Annotated in this window: 19 protein-coding genes; 8 read left to right on the forward strand and 11 right to left on the reverse strand. The window is 72.3% G+C overall.

The genetic code is table 11. The features are described from left to right. Positions 1-2 precede the first annotated feature (2 nt). Together PV734_RS30750 and PV734_RS30755 are read left to right on the forward strand one after the other, a co-directional pair. Complete coding sequence (locus PV734_RS30750; protein ID WP_006377989.1) at positions 3-695, forward strand: metal-dependent transcriptional regulator; 693 nt, start codon at positions 3-5, stop codon at positions 693-695. Positions 696-1,208: 513 nt separating this feature from the next. Continuing rightward, positions 1,209-2,090, forward strand: coding sequence for an alpha/beta hydrolase (locus PV734_RS30755; protein WP_319095426.1), 882 nt, complete (start codon positions 1,209-1,211; stop codon positions 2,088-2,090). Between the two features lie 101 nt (positions 2,091-2,191). On the opposite strand, the gene PV734_RS30760 is transcribed toward PV734_RS30755, so the two are convergent. The 7 genes from PV734_RS30760 to PV734_RS30790 form a co-directional block, all read right to left on the reverse strand. Then, positions 2,192-2,863 (reverse strand): hypothetical protein, encoded by a 672-nt coding sequence (locus tag PV734_RS30760; RefSeq protein ID WP_319095425.1) that lies wholly within the window; start codon positions 2,861-2,863, stop codon positions 2,192-2,194. Next, the gene (locus tag PV734_RS30765) at positions 2,860-3,024 is read right to left on the reverse strand and encodes a hypothetical protein (RefSeq protein WP_158697419.1); all 165 of its coding nucleotides are present in this window, start codon (positions 3,022-3,024) and stop codon (positions 2,860-2,862) included. The genes PV734_RS30760 and PV734_RS30765 overlap by 4 nt, the downstream gene beginning before the upstream one ends. Positions 3,025-3,061: 37 nt before the next feature. Beyond that, positions 3,062-7,411 carry a CHAT domain-containing protein gene (locus PV734_RS30770; protein WP_319292922.1) on the reverse strand — a complete coding sequence of 1,450 codons (4,350 nt, stop codon included), beginning with the start codon at positions 7,409-7,411 and terminating at the stop codon, positions 3,062-3,064. A 156-nt stretch (positions 7,412-7,567) separates the two neighbouring features. Then, the gene (locus PV734_RS30775; RefSeq protein WP_319095423.1) at positions 7,568-8,380 is read right to left on the reverse strand and encodes a hypothetical protein; all 813 of its coding nucleotides are present in this window, start codon (positions 8,378-8,380) and stop codon (positions 7,568-7,570) included. A 114-nt stretch (positions 8,381-8,494) separates the two neighbouring features. Beyond that, positions 8,495-10,093 carry a transporter gene (locus PV734_RS30780; protein WP_319095422.1) on the reverse strand — a complete coding sequence of 533 codons (1,599 nt, stop codon included), beginning with the start codon at positions 10,091-10,093 and terminating at the stop codon, positions 8,495-8,497. Beyond that, positions 10,090-10,866, reverse strand: a complete 777-nt coding sequence (locus PV734_RS30785; protein WP_319292924.1) for an ABC transporter ATP-binding protein — start codon at positions 10,864-10,866, stop codon at positions 10,090-10,092. Before PV734_RS30785 ends, PV734_RS30780 begins: the two co-directional genes overlap by 4 nt. A gap of 299 nt (positions 10,867-11,165) precedes the next feature. Then, positions 11,166-11,819 (reverse strand): bifunctional DNA primase/polymerase, encoded by a 654-nt coding sequence (locus tag PV734_RS30790; protein WP_319095419.1) that lies wholly within the window; start codon positions 11,817-11,819, stop codon positions 11,166-11,168. Positions 11,820-12,159: 340 nt separating this feature from the next. On the opposite strand from PV734_RS30790, the gene PV734_RS30795 reads away from it, so the two are divergent. Both PV734_RS30795 and PV734_RS30800 read left to right on the forward strand, forming a co-directional pair. Next, the gene (locus PV734_RS30795) at positions 12,160-13,545 is read left to right on the forward strand and encodes a transcriptional regulator (protein WP_319095418.1); all 1,386 of its coding nucleotides are present in this window, start codon (positions 12,160-12,162) and stop codon (positions 13,543-13,545) included. Positions 13,546-13,675: 130 nt separating this feature from the next. Then, positions 13,676-15,580, forward strand: a complete 1,905-nt coding sequence (locus PV734_RS30800) for a hypothetical protein (protein WP_319292926.1) — start codon at positions 13,676-13,678, stop codon at positions 15,578-15,580. A gap of 50 nt (positions 15,581-15,630) precedes the next feature. Here PV734_RS30800 and PV734_RS30805 read toward each other — a convergent pair whose 3' ends face one another. Next, positions 15,631-16,935 carry an ABC transporter substrate-binding protein gene (locus PV734_RS30805; protein WP_319292928.1) on the reverse strand — a complete coding sequence of 435 codons (1,305 nt, stop codon included), beginning with the start codon at positions 16,933-16,935 and terminating at the stop codon, positions 15,631-15,633. A 117-nt stretch (positions 16,936-17,052) separates the two neighbouring features. Here PV734_RS30805 and PV734_RS30810 point away from each other — a divergent pair, with 117 nt between their 5' ends. From PV734_RS30810 to PV734_RS30820, 3 genes are all read left to right on the forward strand, one after another. Continuing rightward, positions 17,053-17,553, forward strand: coding sequence for an SCO4402 family protein (locus tag PV734_RS30810; protein ID WP_006374073.1), 501 nt, complete (start codon positions 17,053-17,055; stop codon positions 17,551-17,553). Positions 17,554-17,649: 96 nt separating this feature from the next. Continuing rightward, positions 17,650-18,531: a formyltetrahydrofolate deformylase gene (gene purU, locus PV734_RS30815; RefSeq protein WP_319095415.1), complete on the forward strand. Its 882-nt coding sequence runs from the start codon at positions 17,650-17,652 to the stop codon at positions 18,529-18,531. A 41-nt stretch (positions 18,532-18,572) separates the two neighbouring features. Next, a complete protein-coding gene (locus tag PV734_RS30820) occupies positions 18,573-18,917 on the forward strand; it encodes a hypothetical protein (RefSeq protein WP_319095414.1) in 345 nt (114 codons plus the stop codon). Positions 18,918-18,978: 61 nt separating this feature from the next. On the opposite strand, the gene PV734_RS30825 is transcribed toward PV734_RS30820, so the two are convergent. The 3 genes from PV734_RS30825 to PV734_RS30835 all read right to left on the reverse strand — a co-directional run bounded on the left by PV734_RS30825 (position 18,979) and on the right by PV734_RS30835 (position 21,703). Next, the gene (locus PV734_RS30825; RefSeq protein WP_319292931.1) at positions 18,979-19,626 is read right to left on the reverse strand and encodes a dihydrofolate reductase family protein; all 648 of its coding nucleotides are present in this window, start codon (positions 19,624-19,626) and stop codon (positions 18,979-18,981) included. 116 nt (positions 19,627-19,742) lie between these two features. Continuing rightward, entirely contained in the window at positions 19,743-21,092 is a 1,350-nt protein-coding gene (locus PV734_RS30830) for a zf-HC2 domain-containing protein (RefSeq protein ID WP_319292933.1), read from the reverse strand. Further along, on the reverse strand, positions 21,089-21,703 hold the full coding sequence (locus PV734_RS30835) for a sigma-70 family RNA polymerase sigma factor (RefSeq protein WP_319095411.1): 615 nt from the start codon (positions 21,701-21,703) through the stop codon (positions 21,089-21,091). The genes PV734_RS30830 and PV734_RS30835 overlap by 4 nt, the downstream gene beginning before the upstream one ends. Before the next feature lie 396 nt (positions 21,704-22,099). Between PV734_RS30835 and PV734_RS30840 the strand changes: the two genes are divergently transcribed. Continuing rightward, complete coding sequence (locus PV734_RS30840; RefSeq protein ID WP_319095410.1) at positions 22,100-22,501, forward strand: STAS domain-containing protein; 402 nt, start codon at positions 22,100-22,102, stop codon at positions 22,499-22,501. Positions 22,502-22,575: the final 74 nt, after the last annotated feature.

Genomic DNA, 22,575 nt, shown 5'->3' on the forward strand with positions numbered 1-22,575 from the left:
GTATGTCCGGACTGATCGATACGACGGAGATGTATCTCCGCACCATCCTCGAGCTGGAGGAGGAAGGTGTGGTCCCCATGCGCGCCCGGATCGCCGAGCGGCTGGACCAGAGCGGTCCGACGGTCAGCCAGACCGTGGCCCGGATGGAGCGCGACGGTCTGGTGGCGGTCGCCAGCGACCGGCACCTGGAGCTCACGGACGAGGGCCGCCGCCTCGCCACCCGCGTCATGCGCAAGCACCGCCTCGCGGAGTGTCTGCTCGTCGACGTGATCGGCCTGGAGTGGGAGCAGGTCCACGCGGAGGCGTGTCGCTGGGAGCACGTGATGAGCGAGGCCGTGGAGCGCCGGGTCCTCGAACTCCTGCGTCACCCCACCGAGTCGCCGTACGGCAACCCGATCCCGGGCCTGGAGGAGCTGGGCGAGAAGGACGGCGCGGACCCCTTCCTCGACGAGGGCATGGTCTCGCTGGCCGACCTCGACCCGGGTGTGGACGGCAAGACGGTCGTCGTACGGCGTATCGGCGAGCCCATCCAGACGGACGCGCAGCTGATGTACACGCTGCGTCGCGCGGGTGTGCAGCCCGGTTCGGTGGTGAGCGTGACGGAGGCGGCCGGCGGGGTGCTGGTCGGCAGCGGTGGTGAGGCGGCCGAGCTGGAGGCGGGTGTGGCCTCGCACGTGTTCGTGGCGAAGCGCTGACCCGGGCCCCCGTCGCGGCTCCGGTTGCCGCACCGTCAACTCCTGTGACCGGCGCGGAACTTGTCATGTCCTGGGATCCGTGCCGTTCCAGGGCGCCAATCCAAGATTCAGTGTGCGGAATCGCAGCGCTCGGCCGTTTCGCATGCCACGCTGTCGCGAGAGGCATATGACCTGAGGGCTCTTGGCCGGGAGCGGCAGCGGTGTCGCCCGGCGGGGGAGGGGGAGCGTGAGGATGTGCCGCGGACGTGACGAGGGCCCCGGCGCCAAGTGGCGCCGGGGCCTGTCCTCCCCTGTGCTGACCCGGAGCCCCGAGCTCCCAGGGTCATCCCCTTCGGACCGTCATCCCCGAGCGGTCCGCCTCCCGCAGAAGATCTCCCCTCGGCCGCGCGGATCATTCCTTGAGAGGGGTCACTCGAACGAGGGGTGTTGCGGCCGGAGACCGCATTTTCGAATAGCCATTCGATAATCTGTCGGCAGAGGAAACATCGATAGCTAGGGGGGTGCCAGAGACCTATGGCGCGGCGTATCGACGTGACCGGAGCGGGCGGCGTGCGACTTGCCGCCTGGGAGTTCGCCGACCCTCCCAAAACCGGTGAGGAACAGGCCAGGGTCGCAGAACCCGGCCAGGCACCAGGCGTGCTGTTACTGCACGGGCTCATGGGCCGCGCCTCGCACTGGGCGTCCGCCGCCCGCTGGCTGGGCGAGCGGCACCGGGCCGTCGCACTCGACCAACGGGGCCACGGCCAGAGCGACCGCCCACCGGGCGACCTCTACACCCGCGAGGCGTACGTCGAGGACGCCGAGGCGGCGATCGAGCAGCTCGGCCTCGGCCCCGTCGTCCTCATCGGCCACGCCATGGGAGCCCTGACGGCCTGGCAGCTCGCCGCGAAACGCCCCGACCTGGTGCACGGCCTGATCATCTGCGACATGCGGGCGTCGGCGCTGGGCGCGGCCTCCCAGCGTGAGTGGGAGGACTGGTTCAAGGCCTGGCCCGTCCCCTTCGCCACCCTCGCCGACGTACGCAAGTGGTTCGGTGAGGACGACCCCTGGGTGGAGCGGCCCAGCCCCTCGCGCGGCGAGTTCTACGCCGAGGTGATGCAGGAGTCCCCCGACGGCTGGCGCCCCGTGTTCCAGCCGGAGCAGATGCTCAAGTCCCGTGAGACGTGGGTGTTCGACGCGCACTGGGAGGAGCTGACGCAGGTTCAGTGCCCCGCCCTCGTCGTGCGCGGTCTGGACGGCGAACTGGGCCGGGCGGAGGCGCAGGAGATGGTCCGCGTCCTGCCGAGGGGCGAGTACGCCGAGGTGGCCGACGCCGGCCATCTCGTGCACTACGACCAGCCGGACGCCTGGCGCGCGGCGATCGAGCCGTTCCTGGACGGTGTCCTGACCCGGTAGCGCTCCTCGGGTCGGGGAGGACAGCCGGGGCTCCGCCCGCGGGCCGAACAGGGGACCGGCCGCGCGCGTCCCCGCGCCCCTGGCCTGCCACGGGCAGGGTGTCAGGTCCTGCCGGTTCCTCCTGTCGCCGTCAGGAAGGCGACCGCGCCCGTCGCGACGAGGGCCACGGCGAGAAGGCACCAGCGGCGGGCCTCGTGGAAGGCGGCCCGGATCTGCCAGACGTGCGCCATGGCCAGCAGCCAGCGTACGAAGGGGTCGGTGCGGGCGATGTTGGCCTTCGCCCGGTCCAGGTGCCCTCGCAGTAGCGCACGGCGGTGCGGGTCGGTCTCGGTGGCGAGCGCGCGGTGGATGTTCACGGCGACGGCACGGTGGCGCAGCAGATCGTCGACGCCGGTGGCGGCGGAGCCGAAGAAGTCGGCGGGGGAGGCGTCGATCAGCTCGCGCAGGCCGCGTGTCGCGGGGGTGCCGAGGGCGGCCGCGGTGGTGATCGGCGGCACGAGCACCCGGCTGACCTGCCAGACGGCGAGGCAGATCCCGGCGAGCGCGACCGCCAGGGCGGCGCCCGCGACCAGCGCCTCGCCCAGCCCGTGCACCTTCCCGACGGCCACCAGCGGCCCACCGCCGACGAGCGCGACCCCGACGGCACCGAAGCAGGCGATCATCCACCGTGCGGCGGCCCGCAGTTCGGGCACGGCGTCGAGCGGGGAGGGCAGGGCGTCGAAGGGCGTGCCGGCGTCCGGTCCCGGCGAGGCCGGCGGCGGTTCGGTGCTCACTGCGGCCAGTCCTTGACGGTGGGGGAGTCCTTGGTCAGCGCCTGGGGCGGGCCGTCGTCGTCGGGCACGTCCGGGTACAGGACCCACGCCGTGCCGTCGTAGAACTCCAGCACACCGTCGTCGCCGAGCCGTACGTCGTTGATCTTCGGGGCGTCCGCCATGCGCGCAGTATCCCAGGCGACAGCCGCGAACCGCCGGTCAACGGACCGCCGTCTCCGCCACGTTGAGATGGTGCAGCACCGCGGCGACCGCCGCCCGCTGGGTCGGCTGCGGCAGCCCGGCGCCGAGCGCGGGGTCGCGTTCGCCGCCGAGGATCCGTTCCAGGGCCGAGGCCATCGGCGCGAGGCGCGGGTCCGAGGCGAACCCGTCCAGGTTCTCCCGGGTCGCCTCGTCGGTGCCGTCCCCGCCGAGGGCGGTGGTGACGAAGATGCCGAGGGCGATGCCCAGATGCATCGCGGTCCACATCTCGACGGGTACGGCCACCCGGCCGGCCAGCGCGTCCAGCGCGCGCCTCGCCACGGTGGCGTCGAGGGGCTTCAGCCCGGCGAGCACACCGGGGCCGCGCTCACCGCTCTGGATCCGGGTCAGTACGTCGGCCAGGGGGACGAACATCGGGTCCAGCAGGCTGAGTTGGGCGAGGTGCTGGCGCAGCTTCACCTTCGCCGCCGTGTTGCGCCGCTCGGCGGCCAGCAGCGCCGCGAGCGCGGGTTCCCAGGTCATGCCCCACGCCGCCGCCTGCACAGTGGCGAGCCGGCGCCACTCCGCCTCCGTCACCGGTCCGGTCCCCGTTCCCCGCGCTTCCTCCGCCGCGCTCCTCCGCACGTCCCGGACCAGCGTGGCGAGCGTCTCCCGGGCGCGGGCGAGCCCGGGGTCCAGGCCGGCCAGCAGCCGGTCCAGGGCCACCCCGGGCACCTCGGCCACCCGTGCGCACAACTCCTCCACGTCCACGGGCAGTTGCGCCTGAGCGTCCGGCCCGAACTCCCGGAGGTCGTCCGCGAGGGACAGCGCGGCGCTCGTCGTCCGGCCGCCGCCGGCGAGGGTGCCGAGCAGCGCCCCCGCGAGATGGTGGGCGACCGCGCCCGCCGCGTCCCGCGCGTGGACGTGCAGATAGGTGCCCAGGTTGGCGTGGCCGACCGCGACGAGCGCCGGCAGCCCCGCCCGGTACGCGTACCGCAGACTGTCCCGTTCCCGGGCGACGGCCACCTCGCCGTGCCCCCGGACGTGCGCCACATTCCCGAGCGCCCCGAACACCTCACCCAGGTACGGGAAGTCCCCCGCGGCCTCGAAGACCTCCCGGCACTCCTCAAGCAGCCGCAGCGCTTCCCGCGTCCGGCCCAGGCTCAGCAACGGCATGTACGCGGGCAGCCGGGCCCGCGCGAAGTCGGTGACCGGGGCGCCGCGGGCCTGTTTGGAGGCGCACAGGTCGTCGGCGTACTCCAGCGCCCGATGCCACTCGCCCGCCTCGATCGCGGCGCGCTGCCCGGTGTCGCACAGCTCCTCCCAGACCTCCCACCAGTCGACTCCCTCCCGGGGCCCGCGTTCCCGGGGCACGTCACGGGCTCGCCGGTGCAGGGCGTCGGCCTCGGCGAGGGCCTCGCCCGCCCGGTCGGTCTGCGACAGTACGTGCAGCCGCTGGACCTCGTACAGGAGCGTCGTCCAGGTGCCCGAGCCGGCTCTGCGCACGTGTTCGATGCCCTGTTCGGCGAGGGTGAGCGCCTCCGTGAGGCGTCCGGCTCGGAGACAGAGGTCGACCAGGCCGCTGGTCGCGGTGGCGGCGGCCGAATGGTCGCCGCGTTCGAGCGCCGAGGCGAGTGCGGCGCGGTCCTGCCGTTCGGCGAGTGCCGGGTCGGTCTCGATGAGCACCCGCGCCAGCGCCTCCGTCGGCGGCACGACTCCGGTACCCGGCGCGGACGCGGCGCGCATCGCGATCCGGCGCAGCAGGGGCAGTACGCGGGCCCTGGTCGGACCCGAGGTGTCCCGGCGCAGTACGGCTTCCAGCAGCGTCGCGGCGTCCGACTCCTGCCCCAGCCGGATCAGGTAGGGGGCGGCGGACAGCGCGGCGTGCGTCAGCAGCGGCCCGGCCAGTCGGGCGCCCTCGGCGTCGGTGCCCTCGCGGGTCCACGCCATCTCGAACACCCGCAGCCAGTACCCCCACATCCGCGTGTCGACCGGTTCCCGCACCCGCGCCCCGGCCCGCGCCCGTCCCTCGGCGGCGACGGCTGCCTGGATCTCGTACGACTGTCCCGGGCGCGGGGTGAGGAGCCCGTGGGCGACCAGTGTCCGCAGCGCCGCGTCAACCGGTGTGTCGGGGTGGCCGAGTCGGTCGCACAGATCACGCCAGTTGTGGTCCAGGACCGCGCGGCTGCGGTCGGTCTCCTCCAGGCAGCACAGGACATGGAACAAGTCCCGTTCGGTGGGGGCGAGTTCGGCGGCGATGCTCACGGACCAGGCACGGAGTACGCGTAGCCGCTCGTCACCGTCCTCGTCGGCGCCGCCGTCCCCTGTCGTTGCCCTCGCCGCTGCCCGGTTCCCGGCTGCCAGCAGCCTGGTCAGACGCTCCGGATCGGCGGCCTGCGTGTCGGCCAGCTCCAGCAACCCCGGGTGCCCCTGGGCGAGTTCGAGAAGCCCGGTGGCGAGTCGACGTGCGACCTCGGGTGCCGTGCCGGGAAGCTGCCCGGCGATCAGACGGGCCAGGTGGGGGAGTTCGCGGGCCAGCAGCAGGGCCTCGTCGCGGGTGAGCAGGTCGACCGGCTCGGTCCGTACCCGTGTCCCCAGCCCGGCCGGCCGTACCCGCCCGCACAGGATCAGCCGTCCCGCTCCGGTGTGCCCGGACAGCGCACCGACGAGAGCACCCCAACGCGGGTCCCGCCAGGCCCTGTCGGGAGTCAGCAGCGCGTCGATGCCGTCGACGACCAGCAGCACCCGCTCCCGCTCCAGCCACGAGGAGACCGCGCCGACGAATTCCCTCGCCGACCGGTCGGGCCCGTCCGCGTCCAGCAGACTCAGACAGCGCAGCTCGGGCACCGCCTGTTCCAGGGCCAGGGCGAAGGAGGCGAGCGCTTCCTCCGGGTGCTGGGCGTCGTCCTGCTCCTGGGGCGCGGTGAACCAGACGACCTGCTCGAAGGCGTGAGCGTGCGTCGCGGCCAACTCCCTTGCGCACGCGGTCTTTCCGGCCCCCGGCATGCCCTGCAGCAGCACCCCGCGGAGCCCGCTGCGAGGGGCCAGGGCGGCACCGGCGCGCGAGAGAAGGGCGACACGGCCGACGAAGTGGTCGGGTTCGGGAGGGAGTTCGGCGGCCGTGCCCCGGCCGGGGATGTCCGCCCCGCCAGTCGCCTCGCCAGTCTCCCGGCCGGTGTCCCCGCCAGTCGCCTCACCCGGCGGCGCCCCCCTCGGCGCGTCCAGGGTGAGCCCCACCGCCCGCGCCCCGAACAGCGCAGGAGTCGCCGCACGCAACGCGGAACCAGGCACCCCCTCCGCCCCGGTGTCCGTCGCCGACAACTCGCCCAGCACCCGGGCCAGCGCCCGGGGCAACACCTGCCCCTCGACGACCAGTTGCCGGTAGAGACGCTCGGCGAGAGCGATCGCGAACCCGTCCTCCACCGGGTACCGCATGGCCAGCACCGCACACCCGAGCCGCTCGACGAGGTCCCCGGCGACGGCCCCGACCACCGCCCGTGCCGCGGGCTCCTCCGGGTCACCGGAATCCTCGTCCCCCACCGGATCCCCGGCCGCCGCCGACCAGCACGCCGACAGAGTGACGAGGGAGACGCCACGGGTGGCGCCGAGAAGGTCGACGAGTTCGGGCGCGCGGATACGGTCGGGGCGCCCGGCGTCGGTTTCCAGGAGGAGTTCGCCGGGGGCGCCGTGCCCGGAGACGTGGACGAGGTCCCAGCCGTCCGGCCCCGCGAGTACGGCACGCAGCCGCTCGCGCGTGACCCCGTACTGCAGGGTGCGCACCTCCACCGCCCGGCCGGAACGTGCCGCGTCGGTGAACAGCCGGGTCAGCGCGAGGCGTTCGCGCCGCAGGTTCAACGCCCGGCTGCCCTCGGGCAGACTGAACAGCGCCAGCACCCGCACCGGCCGGTCAAGCTGGTCAGGCCGGTCACTGCCACGCCCCCCGGACCGGCCCTCCGTACCCCACTGCGTCACCAGGGTCACGTCCTGGACAGCCAGTGGCCGCCCCCGGGCATGGGCCAGCTCCAGGGGTACGAACATCAGACGCCGCGCGGCCGGTACGTCCCTCGGCACGACGACCCGCACCACGGCCGGGGCCGCCGCGAGCAGCACGGGCGCGACGGGCCCGAGGACCTCCGCGCCGATCCACGTGCCCACGTCCCGGACGATCTCCCGTTCCCGGACGGCCCGTACGTCCGGGGCCGCGTGGCGGCGCAGATATCCGGGCAGGTCGACGAAGGCCTCGTACTGCGGGCCGGACCGGTCCAGCCGGACCTCGTGGCGTGCGAGCACCTCACCGTCGGGCGCCACCAGCACCCACCGCCAGCGGTCGGGCCCGGCGAAGTCCTCGACGAGCAGGGACAGTTCGACCACCGACCGCTCACCACGATCCGCCGACCGCTCACCACGATCCGCCGACCGCTCACCACGATCCGCCGACCGCTCACCACGATCCGCCGACCGCTCACCACGATCCGCCGGCCGTTCACCATGAGCGGCCCGACGAAACCGATCCGGCACCTTCATCAGTCAGATCCCGAACTGGCTGCGCAGGCCCTTGATCATGGCGAGCGTCTTCTCGATGCCGGGACGCACGGGGTGGTGGGCCGGCAACTCGCCCAGTCCACGCGTGTACATGTCCTCCGCCGCGCCGATGTGTTCCGGATGGCCGCTCTGGACGAGCCCCAGGAGCACTCCGCCGAGGTTGATGAGGCGCATCGGGTGCATCGGATGGTCGTCCGGGGTGTCGCGCAGCGCGGCGCGGGCGTGCCTGGCCGCCTCGTTCAGGATGTCGAGGTCGCGGCTGCTACGCCCCTTGCGGAGCAGGGAGTTGGCAAGGTTGGACTCCTGGGCGACCCGCGCCTCACCCTGTCCGGCGCTTCTGATCGGCATGAGGTCCAGGCAGCCCTGGTACAGGGCGATGGCCTCGTCGATGGCCTCCTCGTCGTGGGTGCTGTCGTAGACCTCCTGGAGGGCGGTGGCCAGGGAGGACATGTGCCGGGGGAGTTCGGTGTCGCCGGGCGGGGACCTGTCGACGGCCCGGCGCCCGTAGTCGACGGCCTTGACCAGATCGGCGGCGGACCGCTCGCGTTCCCAGCTCAGCCGGTGCAGCATGCACAGCGCGGAGAGGGCGGCGGCGTGCCGGAGGTCGTCGACCGGGTAGACCTGAACGGCCAGTTCGGCGGCCTGGAGGGAGCCGCGCAGCAGCTTCGGGTCGCCGGTGCGGCCGTAGGCCAGCCGCAGGTCGTCGGAGACACCGAGGGGTTCGAGGTGCTCGGACTGCGCCGCGGCGCCGACCGGGTCATAACTTTTGGACTTGGATCTGCCGAACCATCTGGCCATGCGAGCGCTCCCCCCATGAAAGCTTTCGTCACCCCTTCCCTCCCCGCGATTTGTGGCGCAAACCCCTTATGCCGTAGGCAAGTTCGGCGGAGTTGTCGGGGTGTGCGGGCGGGTTCAGCCCTTGCTGACCGCCGCCAGAATCTCCGGCAGCCGCCGTGCCGTGCGCGGTGCGGAGAGTCGCAGTCCGAGCAGGACGAGCAGGGCGCCGTAGCCGGCGCCGACCGGCAGCAGCAGCCACGTCCACCGGTCCCCGCCCGAGTCGACGTTCAGCCAGATGGTGAGGGCGATGACGGGGGCGCACAGCAGGGCGGCGCCGACCATGCCGCCGAAAATGGCGGCCATGGCGAGCCCGGCCTGCCCGGGGGCCACGTTCTTGTAGTTCTCCTGCGGGATGGAGTACGGGTACTGGGCCGACGACCAGGCCCCGGCCGCCAGCATCGCCCCCAGCAGCGCGAGGGACATCCCGAGCGCCTCGGGCAGCGAGGTCCAGTCGTCGAGCAGCGCGGTGGTGAGAACGACCACGAGGATGGCGTACGGCAGGCTGATCAGCAGCAACGCCAGTGCCCGGCCACGTAGTTCGACGTACGCGTCCCGGGTGGACGAGATCGTCATCGCGACCATCCAGAAGGCGGAGGTGTCCTGGCCGAACTGGTTGTACATCTGGATGCCGAGCATCCCGGCCGCGAAGCAGGCGAAGTAGACCGAACCGGTGCCCTGTATCGCGTTGAACACCGGCACGATGAGGCCGATCGCCAGCGAGGTCACCCACGCGGCCTTGGTCTTGGGGTCCCGCCACGCATAGCGCAGACTCCGCTCCATGACGGTCCCGGTACGCCCGTCCGGCAGCCACCGGGCCGGCCCGCCGGACGTCCGCTCCCGCTTGCCGGACGGCTCGGCGGCCTGCAGGGTCGACCCGTCGGGCGAGGTCATCAGCCGGGTGAGGGTGCGCGACCAGACCCGCAACAGCACCACCAGCGTCCCCGCGCTGAGGGCGAGTCGGGCGAGGGCGACGCCGTACGAGCCGTCGCTCGCCGAGTCCACCGCGCCGAGGGCGGACGCGGGCGGCACCCAGGCCAACACGGCGGCGGCCGGGTCGAGTTGGCCGAGCCCCGCCGAACCGAGCTGCTGCATACCGAAGTTGACGAGCTGCGCCCCGATCGCGACGACCAGCCCGCTGAGTACGGCGAGATCGCGCCCCTTGCGGCTGCTGAGCAACCGGACGTTGGCGGCGGCGACGGCCCGCGCGAGCGCCACGCACACCAGCAGCGCGAGGGGAACGGCGACGAGCGACACGGCGAACGCCGCCCCGCCGTGCGCCAGGGCGAGTACCGACCCCACGAGCAGCGACAGGGTGAACAGCGGCCCGATGCCCACGAGCGAGGCCACGAGCAGCGCCCGGACCAGTGGCCGGGGGCGCAACGGCAGCATCACCAGCCGGGTCGGGTCGAGGGTCTCGTCCCCGCTGGGAAAGAACAGCGGCATGAAGGTCCAGCCCAGCGCCATCACCGCGAGGAGGATGACGGTGACGGACGCGGCGTGCGCGTTGCCGCGCAGCGCGATCAGTCCCAGGAACTGCAGCGCGGCGAGCAGCAGCACGACGACGAGGGAGGTGACGTACGCGGCCCGCCGCCCCGCTGACTGCCGCAGCCCGTTGCGAAGCAGCGACAGTTTCAGGCGTACGACGACCGAGGTGACCGACGCGTCCCCCGTCATCGGGCGCCGCCGCCCAGCCAGTCGAGGTGGGACCCGTGGTCGCGCTCGCCCGCGCCGACGAGTTCGAGGAACGCGTGCTGGAGCGTGGGCGCGTCACCCCGCACGTCGGCCAGCGGGCCGTGCGCCCGGATCCGTCCCGCCGCCATCACCGCGACCCAGTCGCACAGCGACTCGACCAGCTCCATGACATGGGAGGAGAAGACGACGGTGGCGCCGGAGCCGGTGTACCGCTCCAGCACACCCCGGATGATCTGCGCCGACACCGGGTCCACGCCCTCGAACGGCTCGTCGAGGAACAGGATTTCGGGATTGTGGAGGAGAGCGGCGGCGAGGCCGATCTTCTTGCGCATGCCGGTCGAGTAGTCGACGACGAGTTTGTGCTGCGCGCCGGCCAGGTCGAGGACGTCGAGAAGCTGGGCCGCCCGCTTGTCGACCTCGACGCCGGGCAGGCCACGCAAGCGACCGGAGTAGGCGAGCAGTTCACGCCCGGACAGCCGCTCGAAGAGCCGAAGCCCTTCGGGCAGCACCCCGATCCGCGCCTTGACCTCGACGGGGTCGCTCCACACGTCGTGCCCCACGACCTCCACGGTGCCCTGGTCGGGCCGCAGCAGCCCGGTCACCATCGAGAGCGTGGTCGTCTTCCCGGCCCCGTTCGGCCCGACGAGCCCGACGAACTTCCCGGCGGGCAACTCCAGATCGATCCCGGCAACAGCGACCTGCTGCCCGAACCGCTTCCAGAGTCCCCGCACCCGCACGGCAGCACCATCAACCATGCGAGGAGCCTAAGCGGCAGCCGTCCCCGGCACACGGGGCCGCATTCGATCGGCGGCGACGGGCGGCAACCCCGGGCTTTTCAGGGGCGCGGGGAAGTGACCGACGAGCGGCAACCCCGGGCTTTTCAGGGGCACGGGGAAGTGACCGACGAGCGGCAACCCCAGGCCTTTCAGGGGCGCAGGGAAGTTACCGACGAGCGGCAACCGCAGGCTTTTCAGGGGCGCGGGGAACTGCGCGACAAGCCACAGCGCACCCGCAGCCGCCAGACAACCGAAACCAGGCACCCCGAACGGCGAACCTACCGATCCCGCCCACACGCATAGGCAAGCGGCGAGATCAACTCCTCCGCATCCGGCAGCCACCGATTCGCAGGCGTAGGCCGGCAGGCCCACTGCACAGCCCCCCGAGACGCGTACCGGGTAGGCGGCGCAGCCACATACGCGCCCTCACCCAACGCGACCAGATCCAGCGAGGCAGGCGACCACCCCAACTTGCGCACCAGATCAGGCACCTTCACCGACGCCCCCGGCAACACGAAGAACCGCATCCGCCGATCCGGCGTCAACATCACCGGTCCGAGCGTCAGTTCCATCCGCTCCATACGCGCCAGCGCGAGGAACCCGGCGGTCTCGGGCACGTCAATCGCATCGAACGTATGGCCGGTCGGCAGCAGGATCGACGCCGTCGGCTGGTCGGTCCACAGCCGGCGCGCGACGGTCGCACTGCCTGTGGCCTGCGTGATCCAGTCGGGACGCGACGGGTGTGCGCCGGGCAGGGCGCACGCTGTGTCGCCGCAGGAGCATCGCTGCACCCCGTCGACTGCTTCCAGCCACGTACCGGGAAACACGTCCCAGTGGCGTTCTTCGGCGTAACGGACGGCGGTTTCCAAGAGGGATTCGCCGCGTTGCTTGGGGATTTGGGCAGCATCAGGGCCCGCGATGGTCTCTTCCACGATGAGGACAACTCTAGTGGGATTCATGAGTTACGCATGTCACATGCGCGGGGGAGGAGCATCGATTCCGCATCTGGGGCGCATGGATGCATGGGCGGGGGCGCGCAGGAGGATCCGGGACGGGGCTGGGTAGGCAGGGGTGGGGCTGGGCATCCGCCTTTACCCCGGCAATCCTCACATGCTTCGCATTGTCGGCATGTCTGCGGGGCATTGATCTTCGAGGCCGGATCTTTTCGCCGTACTCGTCCGCTCGTCGGGCCGCGTACGGAAGGGGATCCGGGCACGGAAGACACGTCAACCCGGTGCGTGGGCACGGCACCGCAGCCTCAGGGGGTACGCCATGGCCGCAAGGCCTCTCGTCGCGCGGCAGCCGAACGAACGGCTGCAGGCGCTCATCCAGGAAGCGGGCTGCTCGAACGCCGGGCTGGCCCGTCGGGTCAACATGTGCGGCGCGGAGCACGGCCACGATCTGCGGTACGACAAGACGTCCGTGGCCCGTTGGCTGCGCGGACAGCAGCCCCGGGGCCGGGCGCCCGCGATCATCGCCGAGGCCCTCGGCCGAAAACTCGGCCGTACGGTCACGATCGACGAGATCGGCATGGCCAACGGCAAGAACCTCGCCTCGGGCGTCGGACTCCAGTTCTCCCCGACCGTCCTCGGCGCCATCGAGCAGGTGTGTGAGCTGTGGCGCAGTGACGTGGGCCGGCGGGACTTCCTCTCCGGTTCGTCCGTCGCCGCGTCCGCGCTCGTGGAGCCCAGCCGGGACTGGCTGATCTCGTCCCCCGACTCCCAGGTGGCGCGTCAGGCGGGCCCCCGCGTGGGGCCGTCGGACGTGGCCGCGGTGCGCGCGATGACACAGGCGCTGACGGACCTGGACCACCAGTTCGGCAGCGGGCATGTCCGTCCGGTCCTCGTGCACTACCTCAACAGCGTCGTCTCCGGGCTGCTGGCGGGCTCGTACCGGGAGGCGGTCGGCCGTGACCTCTTCGCCGCCGTCGCGCGGCTGACCGAACTCGCCGGGTACATGGCGGTCGACACCGGCCAGCCCGGTCTCGCCCAGCGCTACTACATCCAGGCGCTCCGGCTCGCCCAGGCGGCCGGGGACCGGGGGTACGGAGGGTACGTACTCGCCGCCTCCATGAGCCATCTCGCCGCGCAGCTCGGAAACCCGCGGGAGATCGCCCAGTTGGCGCGGGCGGCACAGGAAGGGGCGCGTGGCAGGGTCACCCCGCGCGCGGAGGCGATGTTCCACGCGGCCGAGGCCCGGGGGCACGCCCTGATGGGCGACGCGCGGTCGGCCCAGCTGGCGTCGTCGCGCGCGGTCAACGCGCTGGACGCGGCCGATCCGGAGTCCGGGGACGACCCGGCGTGGATCGCCCACTTCGACGGGGCCTATCTGGCCGACGAGTTGGCGCACTGCCACCGGGACCTCGGCCAGGCCGAGGCGGCGGCGCGGTGCGCGCAGGAGTCGCTGGACGGACACCCCGAGACGCGAGCCCGGCGCCGGGCCATCGGACTGGTGCTGCTGGCCACGGCACAGGTCCAGCAGCGCGAGGTGGAGGAGGCCTGCCACACGGGGCTGCGCGCGGTGGAACTCCTCGGCACCCTGCGCTCCAACCGGGGCGCCGAGTACCTGGAGGACCTCCACATGCGCCTGGAGCCGTACCGCGAGGAATCCGTGGTCCGGGAGTTCGGGGCTCGGCTGGACCTGCGGTCGGCGGCGTGACGGGAGACACAGCGGAAGGCTGAGCGGCTGGTGGGGGACCGGTCCGGTCCTGTGCTGCGGTGAATCGGATTCCGGGGACCCGGTAGCGTTAACCGACGATTCCGAAGGTCCCCCATCAGTAGGAGTCCCGGTGACGCAGAGTGGACAGGGCGAGGAGCCCTCGCCGCGCGTGGCGCGCGAAGGCATCGTGCTGCCCTCCGACGGCGGCGAACCGCTGCTGCCGGGCATGACGGGGGGAAGCGTCGGCAGGCCCGTCCCCGCCCCGGCGCTGCCTCCACCGCCGAACCCGAACCCGACCACCGGTCAGGCCTGGGGACAGCCGTGGGGCCCGGACATGAACCAGGCCCAGGCCCAGGGGCAGGGGCAGCCTCCGGCGGCCGATGGCTGGCCCGCGGCACCGGACGCTCAGCAGCACCAGGAGCAGTACCAGTACCAGCACCAACAGTGGGGTGACCAGGGCCAGTTCCACCCCCAGCCGCAGCAACAGCCCGAGCAGCAGGCGCCGTCGGCCCCGGCGTGGGACAACGACCCGCACATGTCCGGCGGTTGGGCCCAGCAGCCCGGTTACGGCGACCAGCCGACCCCGGACGCCCCCCACGGCGCCGGGTCCGCGCCGCTCCCGCCCGCCGCCGGGGGCATACCCATGCCGGAGTACCAGCAGCAGGCCCAGCAGCCGGCTCCCGAGCAGGCCCATCAGCTCTACGGGCATCAGCACGGACAGTCGTACGGGCAGCAGTACGGGCAGTACGGTGGCGCCCCGCTGCCGCCCGAGGGCGGTGCGGCCCTCCCGTACGCCGCCGCGCCCGGTGCTCCGCTGCCGCCCGTCGACGAGGGCGCGACCCAGTACATCCCGCCCGTTCCCGGCACCCCCGGGCCGGTCGCCGAACCGGCCACCCAGTACCTCCCGCCGGTGACGGCGCACTCCCCCGCGCCCTCCCACCAGGCCCCGCACGTCAACGAGGCGGCGACGCAGTTCCTCCCGCCCGTGCCGCCCGTGGGCCCCGGCGCGATGCCGCCCGCGACGGCCGCCGAGGCGACCGCGTATCTGGGCCGCGTCCCGCAGGCCGCCCCCGGCGGTTCCGACGCCGACGCCACCCAGTACATCCCGCCGGTGCCCGCAGGGCCGTACGGCGGACACCCGGGCGGCCCCGACGACCGTCAGCCGCCCTCCGACTTCGACAACCTCTTCCGCGGCGGCCCGAGCGCACCCGGCGCCGGGTCACCGGCCGGCGCCACCCAGCAGATGCCCCGCATCCAGCCCCAGCAGCACCAGCAGCCCGCCCCCGGGCCCTACGGCCAGCAGGCTCCGTACGCCGCCCAGCAGGCCCCGTACGGCTTCCAGGCGGGCGGGCCGCACGAGCCCCACGACACGGACGACCGGCACGGCGGCGGGGGCGGTGGCGGCAGGCGTTCACGGGTGCCCGTCATCGCGGCCCTCGGGGTCGGCATCGCCGTGCTCGGGATAGGCGCCGGCGCCTATCTGAGCAGCAGTGGCGGGGACAGCGCCAACGACGCGGGCAACAAGACGGTCGCGGCGACCTCGGCCGCGCCGAAGGAGTCCGAGGCACCGGCCGCCGACCCGGCCAAGGCGCAGGCCGTCGAACTCGACAAGCTTCTCGCCGACAGCAACAACAGCCGCGACACGGTGATCAAGGCCGTGGCGAACGTCAAGTCCTGCAACAACCTCGGCCAGGCCGCCGCCGACCTGCGCGGCGCGGCCCAGCAGCGCGGCGAGCTGGTCACCCGGCTCGCGTCGCTGTCCGTCGACAAGCTCCCCGAGAACGCCCAGCTGACCGACGCCCTCACCAAGGCGTGGCACGCGTCCCAGTCGGCCGACGAGCACTACGCGGCCTGGGCCGACCAGGTGGCGGGCAAGCACGGCTGCCGGAAGGGCCAGGCCCGTTCGACCGGCCAGACGCAGAAGGGCAACCAGCAGAGCGGCATCGCCACCGAGCAGAAGGCCAAGGCGGCCGAGCTGTGGAACGCGATCGCGAAGCCGTACGGCCTGACGGAGCGCCAGTCCACCCAGCTCTGACCCGGTTCCGACCCGGCGCGGTCCCTCCGGGAGGGACCGCCCGCCGGTTGTCAGTCCGTCGCGCTCTCCAGCAGCTTCCTCGTGTCGACGGAGCCCTCGCGCGCGGCGACGAGGCGGCCCCCGCGCACGACCTGGAGGGTCACCCGCGCGTTGATGAGGCGCGGGAAGCCGACCACCGACAGCAGGTCCTCGAAGCGCCAGCGCAGCGCCGGGGTGAGGCCGCCGGTGCTGACCCGGACACCGTCGTCGAGGGCCCGCCGGACCGTGGTCGACGACACCTCGCCCTCGCCCAGCGACTCGACGACCGTCTTGAGGACGGTGTACGCGATCCAGGTGGTCTGCACCCCCGCGTCCTGCGGGTCGATGCGGTTGTCGTCGAAGGCCTCCTCGTTGATGACCTTCTTCATCCCGTCCCAGCGGGCGTCGCCGGCCACCGGGTACCAGCCGGTGATGTACGAGCCCTCGTACGGACCCGTCCTGCCCCCGGTCGCGTTGATCACCGTCTGGTCGACGCTGCCGAGGACGGTGGCGGTGCGTACGGCCGGGTAGTCCTCGCGGTCGCGCCGGAAGGAGTCCATGAAGGTGTTCGTACGGTCCCCGAGCGCGGGCACGACACAGCCCTCGCGCTCGGCTTCCGTGCCCGCTGCGCCCGCCTTGCCCGCCGTGCGCTCCAGGGCGAGCCGGGTGTGCGTCGCGTACTCGGTGGCGTTCTCGGCGGCCAACTGGTCCCGCGCCTCGGCGTGGCCGCCCGCCCGCAGCCCGGAGTCGAGGAGCTGGGGCAGCTGGTCGCCCGCGATGGTGTCGGGGCGGATCAGGGCGACGGGCCCGCAGACGGAGGCGAGCTCCTTGCCGAGGCCGGCCAGAAGGGCGGGCGAGCCGCCGTTGACCGGGTAGGACATCGGATTGGTGAACTCGTCGTTGGTGACGCCGTAGCCGCCGATGTAGGGGATTCCGGCGGAGGCCAGCGGGCCCAGGAAGTCGTCGCCGAACTGGCTGTAGGAGCCGACGACCGCGACGACGTCCTCGTCGGCGGCGCGCCGGGCGCACTTCGCGGCGGCCACCCCGTCGTTGTGGTCGTTGCAGGTCAGGACCTTGAGCTTGCGCCCGTTCAGGCCCCCCGTGGAGTTGATCCAGCGGGCGTACGCCTGCGCCATGGCCGGCATACCGGGTTTGTTGGTGGCGTCGGTGCCCTCCGGTGCCCAGGTCATGACGGTGATGTCGCCGCCCTCGGCGCCTGCCGAGGTGCCGGGTATGACCCCGCAGCCGGCGGTGAGTGCCGCGCACACGGCCAGCACGCCCATCGACATGGGGAGATTGGTGCGGAAGGAGCTGCGGGTGCCTCGCCTGCCGGTCATGGACACGCACGATTCCGTCACACAGCCAACCCGGATGTGACCCTTGGTCGACAGGCGGTGACGGGGAGGTGAATTACGGGGGGTGTTGATCTCATTTTCACAGGGACCGTACGATCGATGACCGTGCAAGGTTCGGAAGACTCTTCCCGTCGCGGCCGTCGCTCCCCCACCATGGGCGGCATGCCACTCAACGACATGCCGTGGTGGCGCTGGCGCAGCAATGTGCGCTCCGCGCTGCACATGCTCTCCGATCCGGTGTTCCAGCGAGACGTCTGGCTGGCCGGCGTCGACGGCTACGGGGACGTCACCGACGCCGTGTACCGCCTGGTCGAGGACACCTGGCTGGACAGCTGGTCCGCCGAGAAATACGTCGGCACGATCTTCCGGGACTCCCAGGAAGCCGCCCTCGTCGACACCGCCGTACTCCGCGTCCTGCGGATCATGCACCAGGTCGGCCCGGACGCCCCCGTCTCGGCCTACCTCGACCACGCCGGCTGGCCGGAGGCCGTCCGCGCGGCCCGGGACGCCCATGTGCGCCTGGCGGCGAGCGACGGCGAGGAACCGGACGTGCCGCCGCGCACGCTGGAGGTACTGCGGATACTGACGCGCTCGGCGTAGGCGCACATGGGCGTCCCGGCCGGTCCGTTCCGGAGGCCCGTTCCGGGTGGCGGACGGGAGTCGGCCGTACCAGGTGGATATGGGACCCTGTCCGGCATGAACGAGCAGTCCAGCCAGGCCGCGCCCCCCGCCGAGCAGTACGTCCTCACGCTCTCCTGCCCCGACAAACAGGGCATCGTGCACGCCGTGTCGAGCTACCTCTTCATGACCGGCTGCAACATCGAGGACAGCCAGCAGTTCGGCGACCGGGACACGGGACTGTTCTTCATGCGCGTCCACTTCTCGGGAGAGACGCCGGTGACGGTCGACAAGCTGCGCGCGAGTTTCGCGGCGATCGGTGACGCCTTCCACATGGACTGGCAGATCCACCGGGCCGAGGACCGTATGCGGGTCGTCCTCATGGTCAGCAAGTTCGGCCACTGCCTCAACGACCTCCTCTTCCGCGCCCGCATCGGCGCGCTGCCGGTCGACATCGCGGCGGTCGTCTCCAACCACACGGACTTCGCCGAGCTGGTCGCCTCGTACGACGTCCCCTTCGTCCACATCCCGGTGACGAAGGACACGAAGGCACAGGCCGAGGCACAACTCCTGGAGCTGGTCCGCGAGAAGAACGTGGAACTGGTCGTCCTGGCCCGCTACATGCAGGTGCTGTCGGACGACCTGTGCAAGGCGCTCAGCGGCCGGATCATCAACATCCACCACTCCTTCCTCCCGAGCTTCAAGGGCGCCAAGCCGTACCACCAGGCCCACGCCCGAGGCGTCAAGCTGATCGGAGCGACGGCGCACTACGTCACGGCGGACCTGGACGAGGGCCCGATCATCGAGCAGGAGGTCGAGCGCGTCGCCCACGACGTGACTCCGGACCAGCTGGTGGCCATCGGCCGCGACGTGGAGTGCCAGGCACTGGCGCGCGCGGTGAAATGGCACGCGGAGCGGCGGATTCTGCTGAACGGGCGACGGACCGTGGTGTTCGCCTAGGAGTCCGGCGAACCTGGACCGGGGCTGGGGGCGTGTGGCGCGTGACTGTCGCCGGCGTTCGGAGCCGTGTCCTGCGGGTGGTGCGCGGCGTCGGCTCGTTCCTCAAGGAGCTCCTGGAAGAAGTCGCCGGGGAGTTGGTGCTGGCGTTCGTCGTCTGCGTCGCCGTCGCGGTTGTGTTTCTGGTGTCCCACGAGGGCTGGAAGCACAGTCCGCTCGTCACCGGAGCCCTGGGCGGCGCCCTGCTGGTCCTCCTCGGCTACGGCGGCTGGGAGCTGCTTCGCCCCGCCAGGCCAGGACAGCGCGGGCGACTGGCCGGCGCGGCGGCCGCCACCTTCGCGGGGGCGGCCGTGCTCGTCGTCCAGGCCTGGCCCTGCGACTGTGTCTGAGCGGTTGGGCGATCAGGCCGGACGCGACCCGGCTTCCGTCGCGGGGGGCGGCCGGGACGGTTCAGGCGTCGTCGCGTCCGACGCCGCGGTCGGGTGCGCTCATGTCGCCGGTCCTCGGTGTGCCGTCCGCGAGCCCGTAGCGCAGGTACACGGTGCCCTTGGCGCCGGCCGCCGGGGGTTCGAGGAGCGTGATGTTCGTGGGCACCGTGCCGCCGTCGAAGACCTTCTTGCCGACGCCGAGGACGACCGGGTGCACCCAGAGGTCGAGACGGTCGAACAGCTTCTCGCGCAGCAGGGTCTGCACCAGGTCCAGGCTGCCGACGACCTTCACGTTCTCGTGCCGGTCCCGGATCTCGCGCACCGCGCCGGCCAGATCCGGGCCGAGGTGCGTGGACCCGGCCCACGAGAGGTCGGGCGTGCCACGGGACGCCACGTACTTCGGGACGCTGTTGAAGAGCGTGGCGATCTCGTTGTCCTCGCCACCCTTCTGATGCGGCCAGTAACCGGCGAAGAGGTCATACGTCCGCCGGCCCAGCAGAAGGGCGTCCGTGCCCTCGTACGCGGCGAGGATCTGCGCTCCGGTGGCCTCGTCCATCAGGGGCGCCTGCCACCCGCCGAACGGAAACCCCACCGGATCCTCGTCGGGCCCACCGGGCGCCTGTCCGACGAGGTCGAGGGTCGCGAACATCTCGATGTGGATGAGGCCCATGACTTACTCCCGGTGAGCTGGCTGTCTGTATCGGTCGGGGGGGGGTAGACCGGTGGGCGCCGGAAAACTCATCGCCGGGGCGGGACAGAGACGACAGTCCTGTTCACGTCCGGTGCCTACATCCGGCTCAGCGAAGCCGCCGCGAACAGCACGTCCCTGATGGCCTCCCGGTCCCCGTCCTGTCCCGCCGCGGCCTCCTCCGGGGAGACGTGGCCCGCCGCCAGCTGGCAGAACTCCACGCCGTCCAGGGCCACATGGGCGACCTCGTGGGCCGCTGAGGGGACGGCGGCAGGGGAGTCCAGGGGGATGAACCACTCGCCGCCGCCGGAGCCCTCGATCTCCAGACGGAGGCTGCGGCCGGGTTCGCCCGCCGGGACCAGGTGGCGGGTCGTCCGGTCCGGGGAGGCGAGGCCCGCCTGGCGGCGGGCGGCCAGTGCTTCCGGGAGCATGCGGGCCGCGAGGTCGATCATGTCGTGGAGGTGGCGCGGGGCCGGCGGTTCGTGGGGGTAGTCGACCGCGTCCGCGATGTCGCCCGCGTGTACCCAGCACTCGAAGGCGCGGTCCAACATCGCGTCCCGCAAGGGCAGTTCGAAGTCACCGTACGACACAGGCAGCTTCCCCGAGCCGCCGCCCGCGAACGCCACCGTCCGGACGATGCCATGGCTCTGCTCCCGCCACGGCAGCCGTACGGAACGGTTGTGCGGGTGGTGCGAGGCCTGCCAGTACGCCTCCGTACGGCCCGCCGGAGTCGGGGCGACCGGGGTCTTCCACTCGCCGGTGAGCGGGTCGTCGAGGCCCAGCGCGACGGCGACCAGGCCGTCCACGCTCAGCAGGTGAGCGATGACACCGGCGACCGTCGTACGGCGGCTCGTCCGCTCGGTGCCCTCGAACCAGCGCAGCCGCACGGGCGCGTGCCACTCCGCGTCGCCGAAGTCCTGCAGCAGGGCGTCGAGCCGGGCGGTCTCCGCGTCGTACGGGGCCGCCCACTCCGGCACCGGGATGCGCGGCGGGCGGCGGTCGAGGCAGGTCTGCAGGACGCGGGTGCGCAGGGTCGGGTCCAGGTCCAGGGGCTCCGGGCGTTGCAGCAGCTCGACCGCCTCGCGCAGCCGCCGGGCCTCGTCCGCGCACGCTCCGCACTCCCCGAGGTGCTCCTCGACGGCCAGTGTCTCCTCCGGCGCGCAGGCGGCCAGCGCCCACGCCCCGAGCAGCGACCTCAGTACGTCGTGTTCCAGGACGAGGGGCGCAGCAGCCACAGCGGGGACAGGGGCTACTGGAGCCACTGGGGGTACGTCGGGCAGGGGGAGTCCCGTGTCCTCGACCGAGGAGCGCGGCATCGGTATGCGGCGCGGAGGGTCGCCGGGGTCCGATCCCTTGCTGCCGAGGTCGCCGTTGCCGTCGTTCGGCCCCTGGGCGTCGTACCCCTCGTACTTCTCCCAGTCCCCGTCCTCGTGACCCGCGCCGCTCACACCGCACCCCCGTATTCGGGGGGTGCCCCCGGTGTGCCGGTGTCGTGGGCCGTGGACAGGAGCTGGAGGCCGAGGCGGAGGCGGCGGCGGGCCTCGGCCTCCGTGACGCCCAGGTCGGCGGCGGTCTGGCGGTAGTCGCGCCGTTGGAAGTACGCCAGTTCCAGGGCGGCGCGCAACGGTGCGGGCATCGACGTGACGATGTAGTCGGCGCGGGCGGCGACGGAGGCGCGGCGGACCCTGCGTTCCAGTTCCTCCATGGAGCCGCTCGACCCCGTGGGGCGCTCGTCCCGGTCGGTCGGATCGTCGTGGGTCAGCGCCGCCGTCTCCGTCTGGCGGAGGCGCTGGACCGCGAGGCGGTGGGTCAGGGCGGCCAACCAGGAACGCAGCGGGCCCTGCTTGGGGTCGTAGGTGTCGGGGTGCTGCCAGACGTGGGCGAAGACCTCGCGGGTGATGCGGTCGGCGGCCTGTTCGTCGCCGAGGACCCGGTGGGCCAGGCCGTGCACGAGGGACGCGAACCGGTCGTACAGCTCACCGAGCGCGGCTGCCTCCCCGCGCGCGAGTCGTTGCTGCATCTTGCGGTCCCAGCGGGGCGGTGTGTCCCTCTTCGGCATGCTGCCCCCTCACCCCCGTACGTCTCGGTCGCGTCAGTTGTCCCAGTCGTGCCCGTGCCGTGTTCGTGTCCAGGTCCGGTGGCCGCCCACCCTCTCGTCGAATGTAGTCGGCCCCTCGGACAGCCCACTCCGCTTTGCGGCATTGTGCGCCCTCCGAAGGCCTCCGGATGGTAGAGAACCTTCGGAGACCGACCGATCGTGACGTAATCTGCACCGCTTTCGATCGTTCTGGATCGCGGGTGACCGAAACAGGCCCCTTGCAAACCGCCTGCAAGTCTCTTGCGGTTCGGGCCGAGCGGATGTGCTGTGTTTGATGACATGGCTGTTGGGCAGCCGCGTCGAAAGGAAGCGTAAGTAAGGCTTCCGTTTCTGCCGGACGAGTCGGATAGAGGCGTGATGGTGGCGTTCAAGGTGACCGACGACGAGCACGGCGGCTGGACCGTGCTCCGGGTGTCCGGGGAAATGGATCTGGTCACCTCGCCGGAGCTGCGGCAGCGCGTGCACGACGCGGTGGCCGACGGCCGTCACAGCGTCGTCCTCGATCTCTCCGAGGTCGTCTTCTGCGACTCCAGCGGCGTCGGCGTCCTCATCGCCACCCGTCGGCTGCTGCGCTCCTGCCAGGGCCGCCTGCGCCTGATCCTGCCCGCGCAGGGGGACGCGGAGAGCGCCCACGCCCATCACGTCAACCGGGTCCTCGGTGCCCTGGGGGTCCGTCGCCTCTTCGACGTCTACGCGGATGTCACCACGGCCGCCGACGAGGCCGCGGCGCCTCTCCAGGCGGCCTTCACGCGCGCGTGACCGGCCCCGCACGGGCGCGACCCCGGACCCCGCGCGCGTGACGCCGTTGTCGCGGAATTTACCCAGTCTCGGTA

The organism is Streptomyces sp. AK08-02, from assembly GCF_033795085.1.
GTDB classification, from domain to species: Bacteria; Actinomycetota; Actinomycetes; order Streptomycetales; family Streptomycetaceae; genus Streptomyces; species Streptomyces echiniscabiei.

What these genes read in the sequence shown, in the direction of transcription:
- PV734_RS30780 (WP_319095422.1), bottom strand. Translation starts at nt 10,093, where the DNA reads ATGACGGGGGACGCGTCGGTCACCTCGGTCGTCGTACGCCTGAAACTG.
- PV734_RS30805 (WP_319292928.1), bottom strand. Translation starts at nt 16,935, where the DNA reads ATGACCGGCAGGCGAGGCACCCGCAGCTCCTTCCGCACCAATCTCCCC.
- PV734_RS30840 (WP_319095410.1), top strand. Translation starts at nt 22,100, where the DNA reads ATGGTGGCGTTCAAGGTGACCGACGACGAGCACGGCGGCTGGACCGTG.
- PV734_RS30755 (WP_319095426.1), top strand. Translation starts at nt 1,209, where the DNA reads ATGGCGCGGCGTATCGACGTGACCGGAGCGGGCGGCGTGCGACTTGCC.
- PV734_RS30785 (WP_319292924.1), bottom strand. Translation starts at nt 10,866, where the DNA reads ATGGTTGATGGTGCTGCCGTGCGGGTGCGGGGACTCTGGAAGCGGTTC.
- PV734_RS30825 (WP_319292931.1), bottom strand. Translation starts at nt 19,626, where the DNA reads ATGGGCCTCATCCACATCGAGATGTTCGCGACCCTCGACCTCGTCGGA.
- PV734_RS30835 (WP_319095411.1), bottom strand. Translation starts at nt 21,703, where the DNA reads ATGCCGAAGAGGGACACACCGCCCCGCTGGGACCGCAAGATGCAGCAA.
- PV734_RS30775 (WP_319095423.1), bottom strand. Translation starts at nt 8,380, where the DNA reads ATGGCCAGATGGTTCGGCAGATCCAAGTCCAAAAGTTATGACCCGGTC.
- PV734_RS30810 (WP_006374073.1), top strand. Translation starts at nt 17,053, where the DNA reads ATGACCGTGCAAGGTTCGGAAGACTCTTCCCGTCGCGGCCGTCGCTCC.
- purU (WP_319095415.1), top strand. Translation starts at nt 17,650, where the DNA reads ATGAACGAGCAGTCCAGCCAGGCCGCGCCCCCCGCCGAGCAGTACGTC.
- PV734_RS30765 (WP_158697419.1), bottom strand. Translation starts at nt 3,024, where the DNA reads ATGGCGGACGCCCCGAAGATCAACGACGTACGGCTCGGCGACGACGGT.
- PV734_RS30795 (WP_319095418.1), top strand. Translation starts at nt 12,160, where the DNA reads ATGGCCGCAAGGCCTCTCGTCGCGCGGCAGCCGAACGAACGGCTGCAG.
- PV734_RS30750 (WP_006377989.1), top strand. Translation starts at nt 3, where the DNA reads ATGTCCGGACTGATCGATACGACGGAGATGTATCTCCGCACCATCCTC.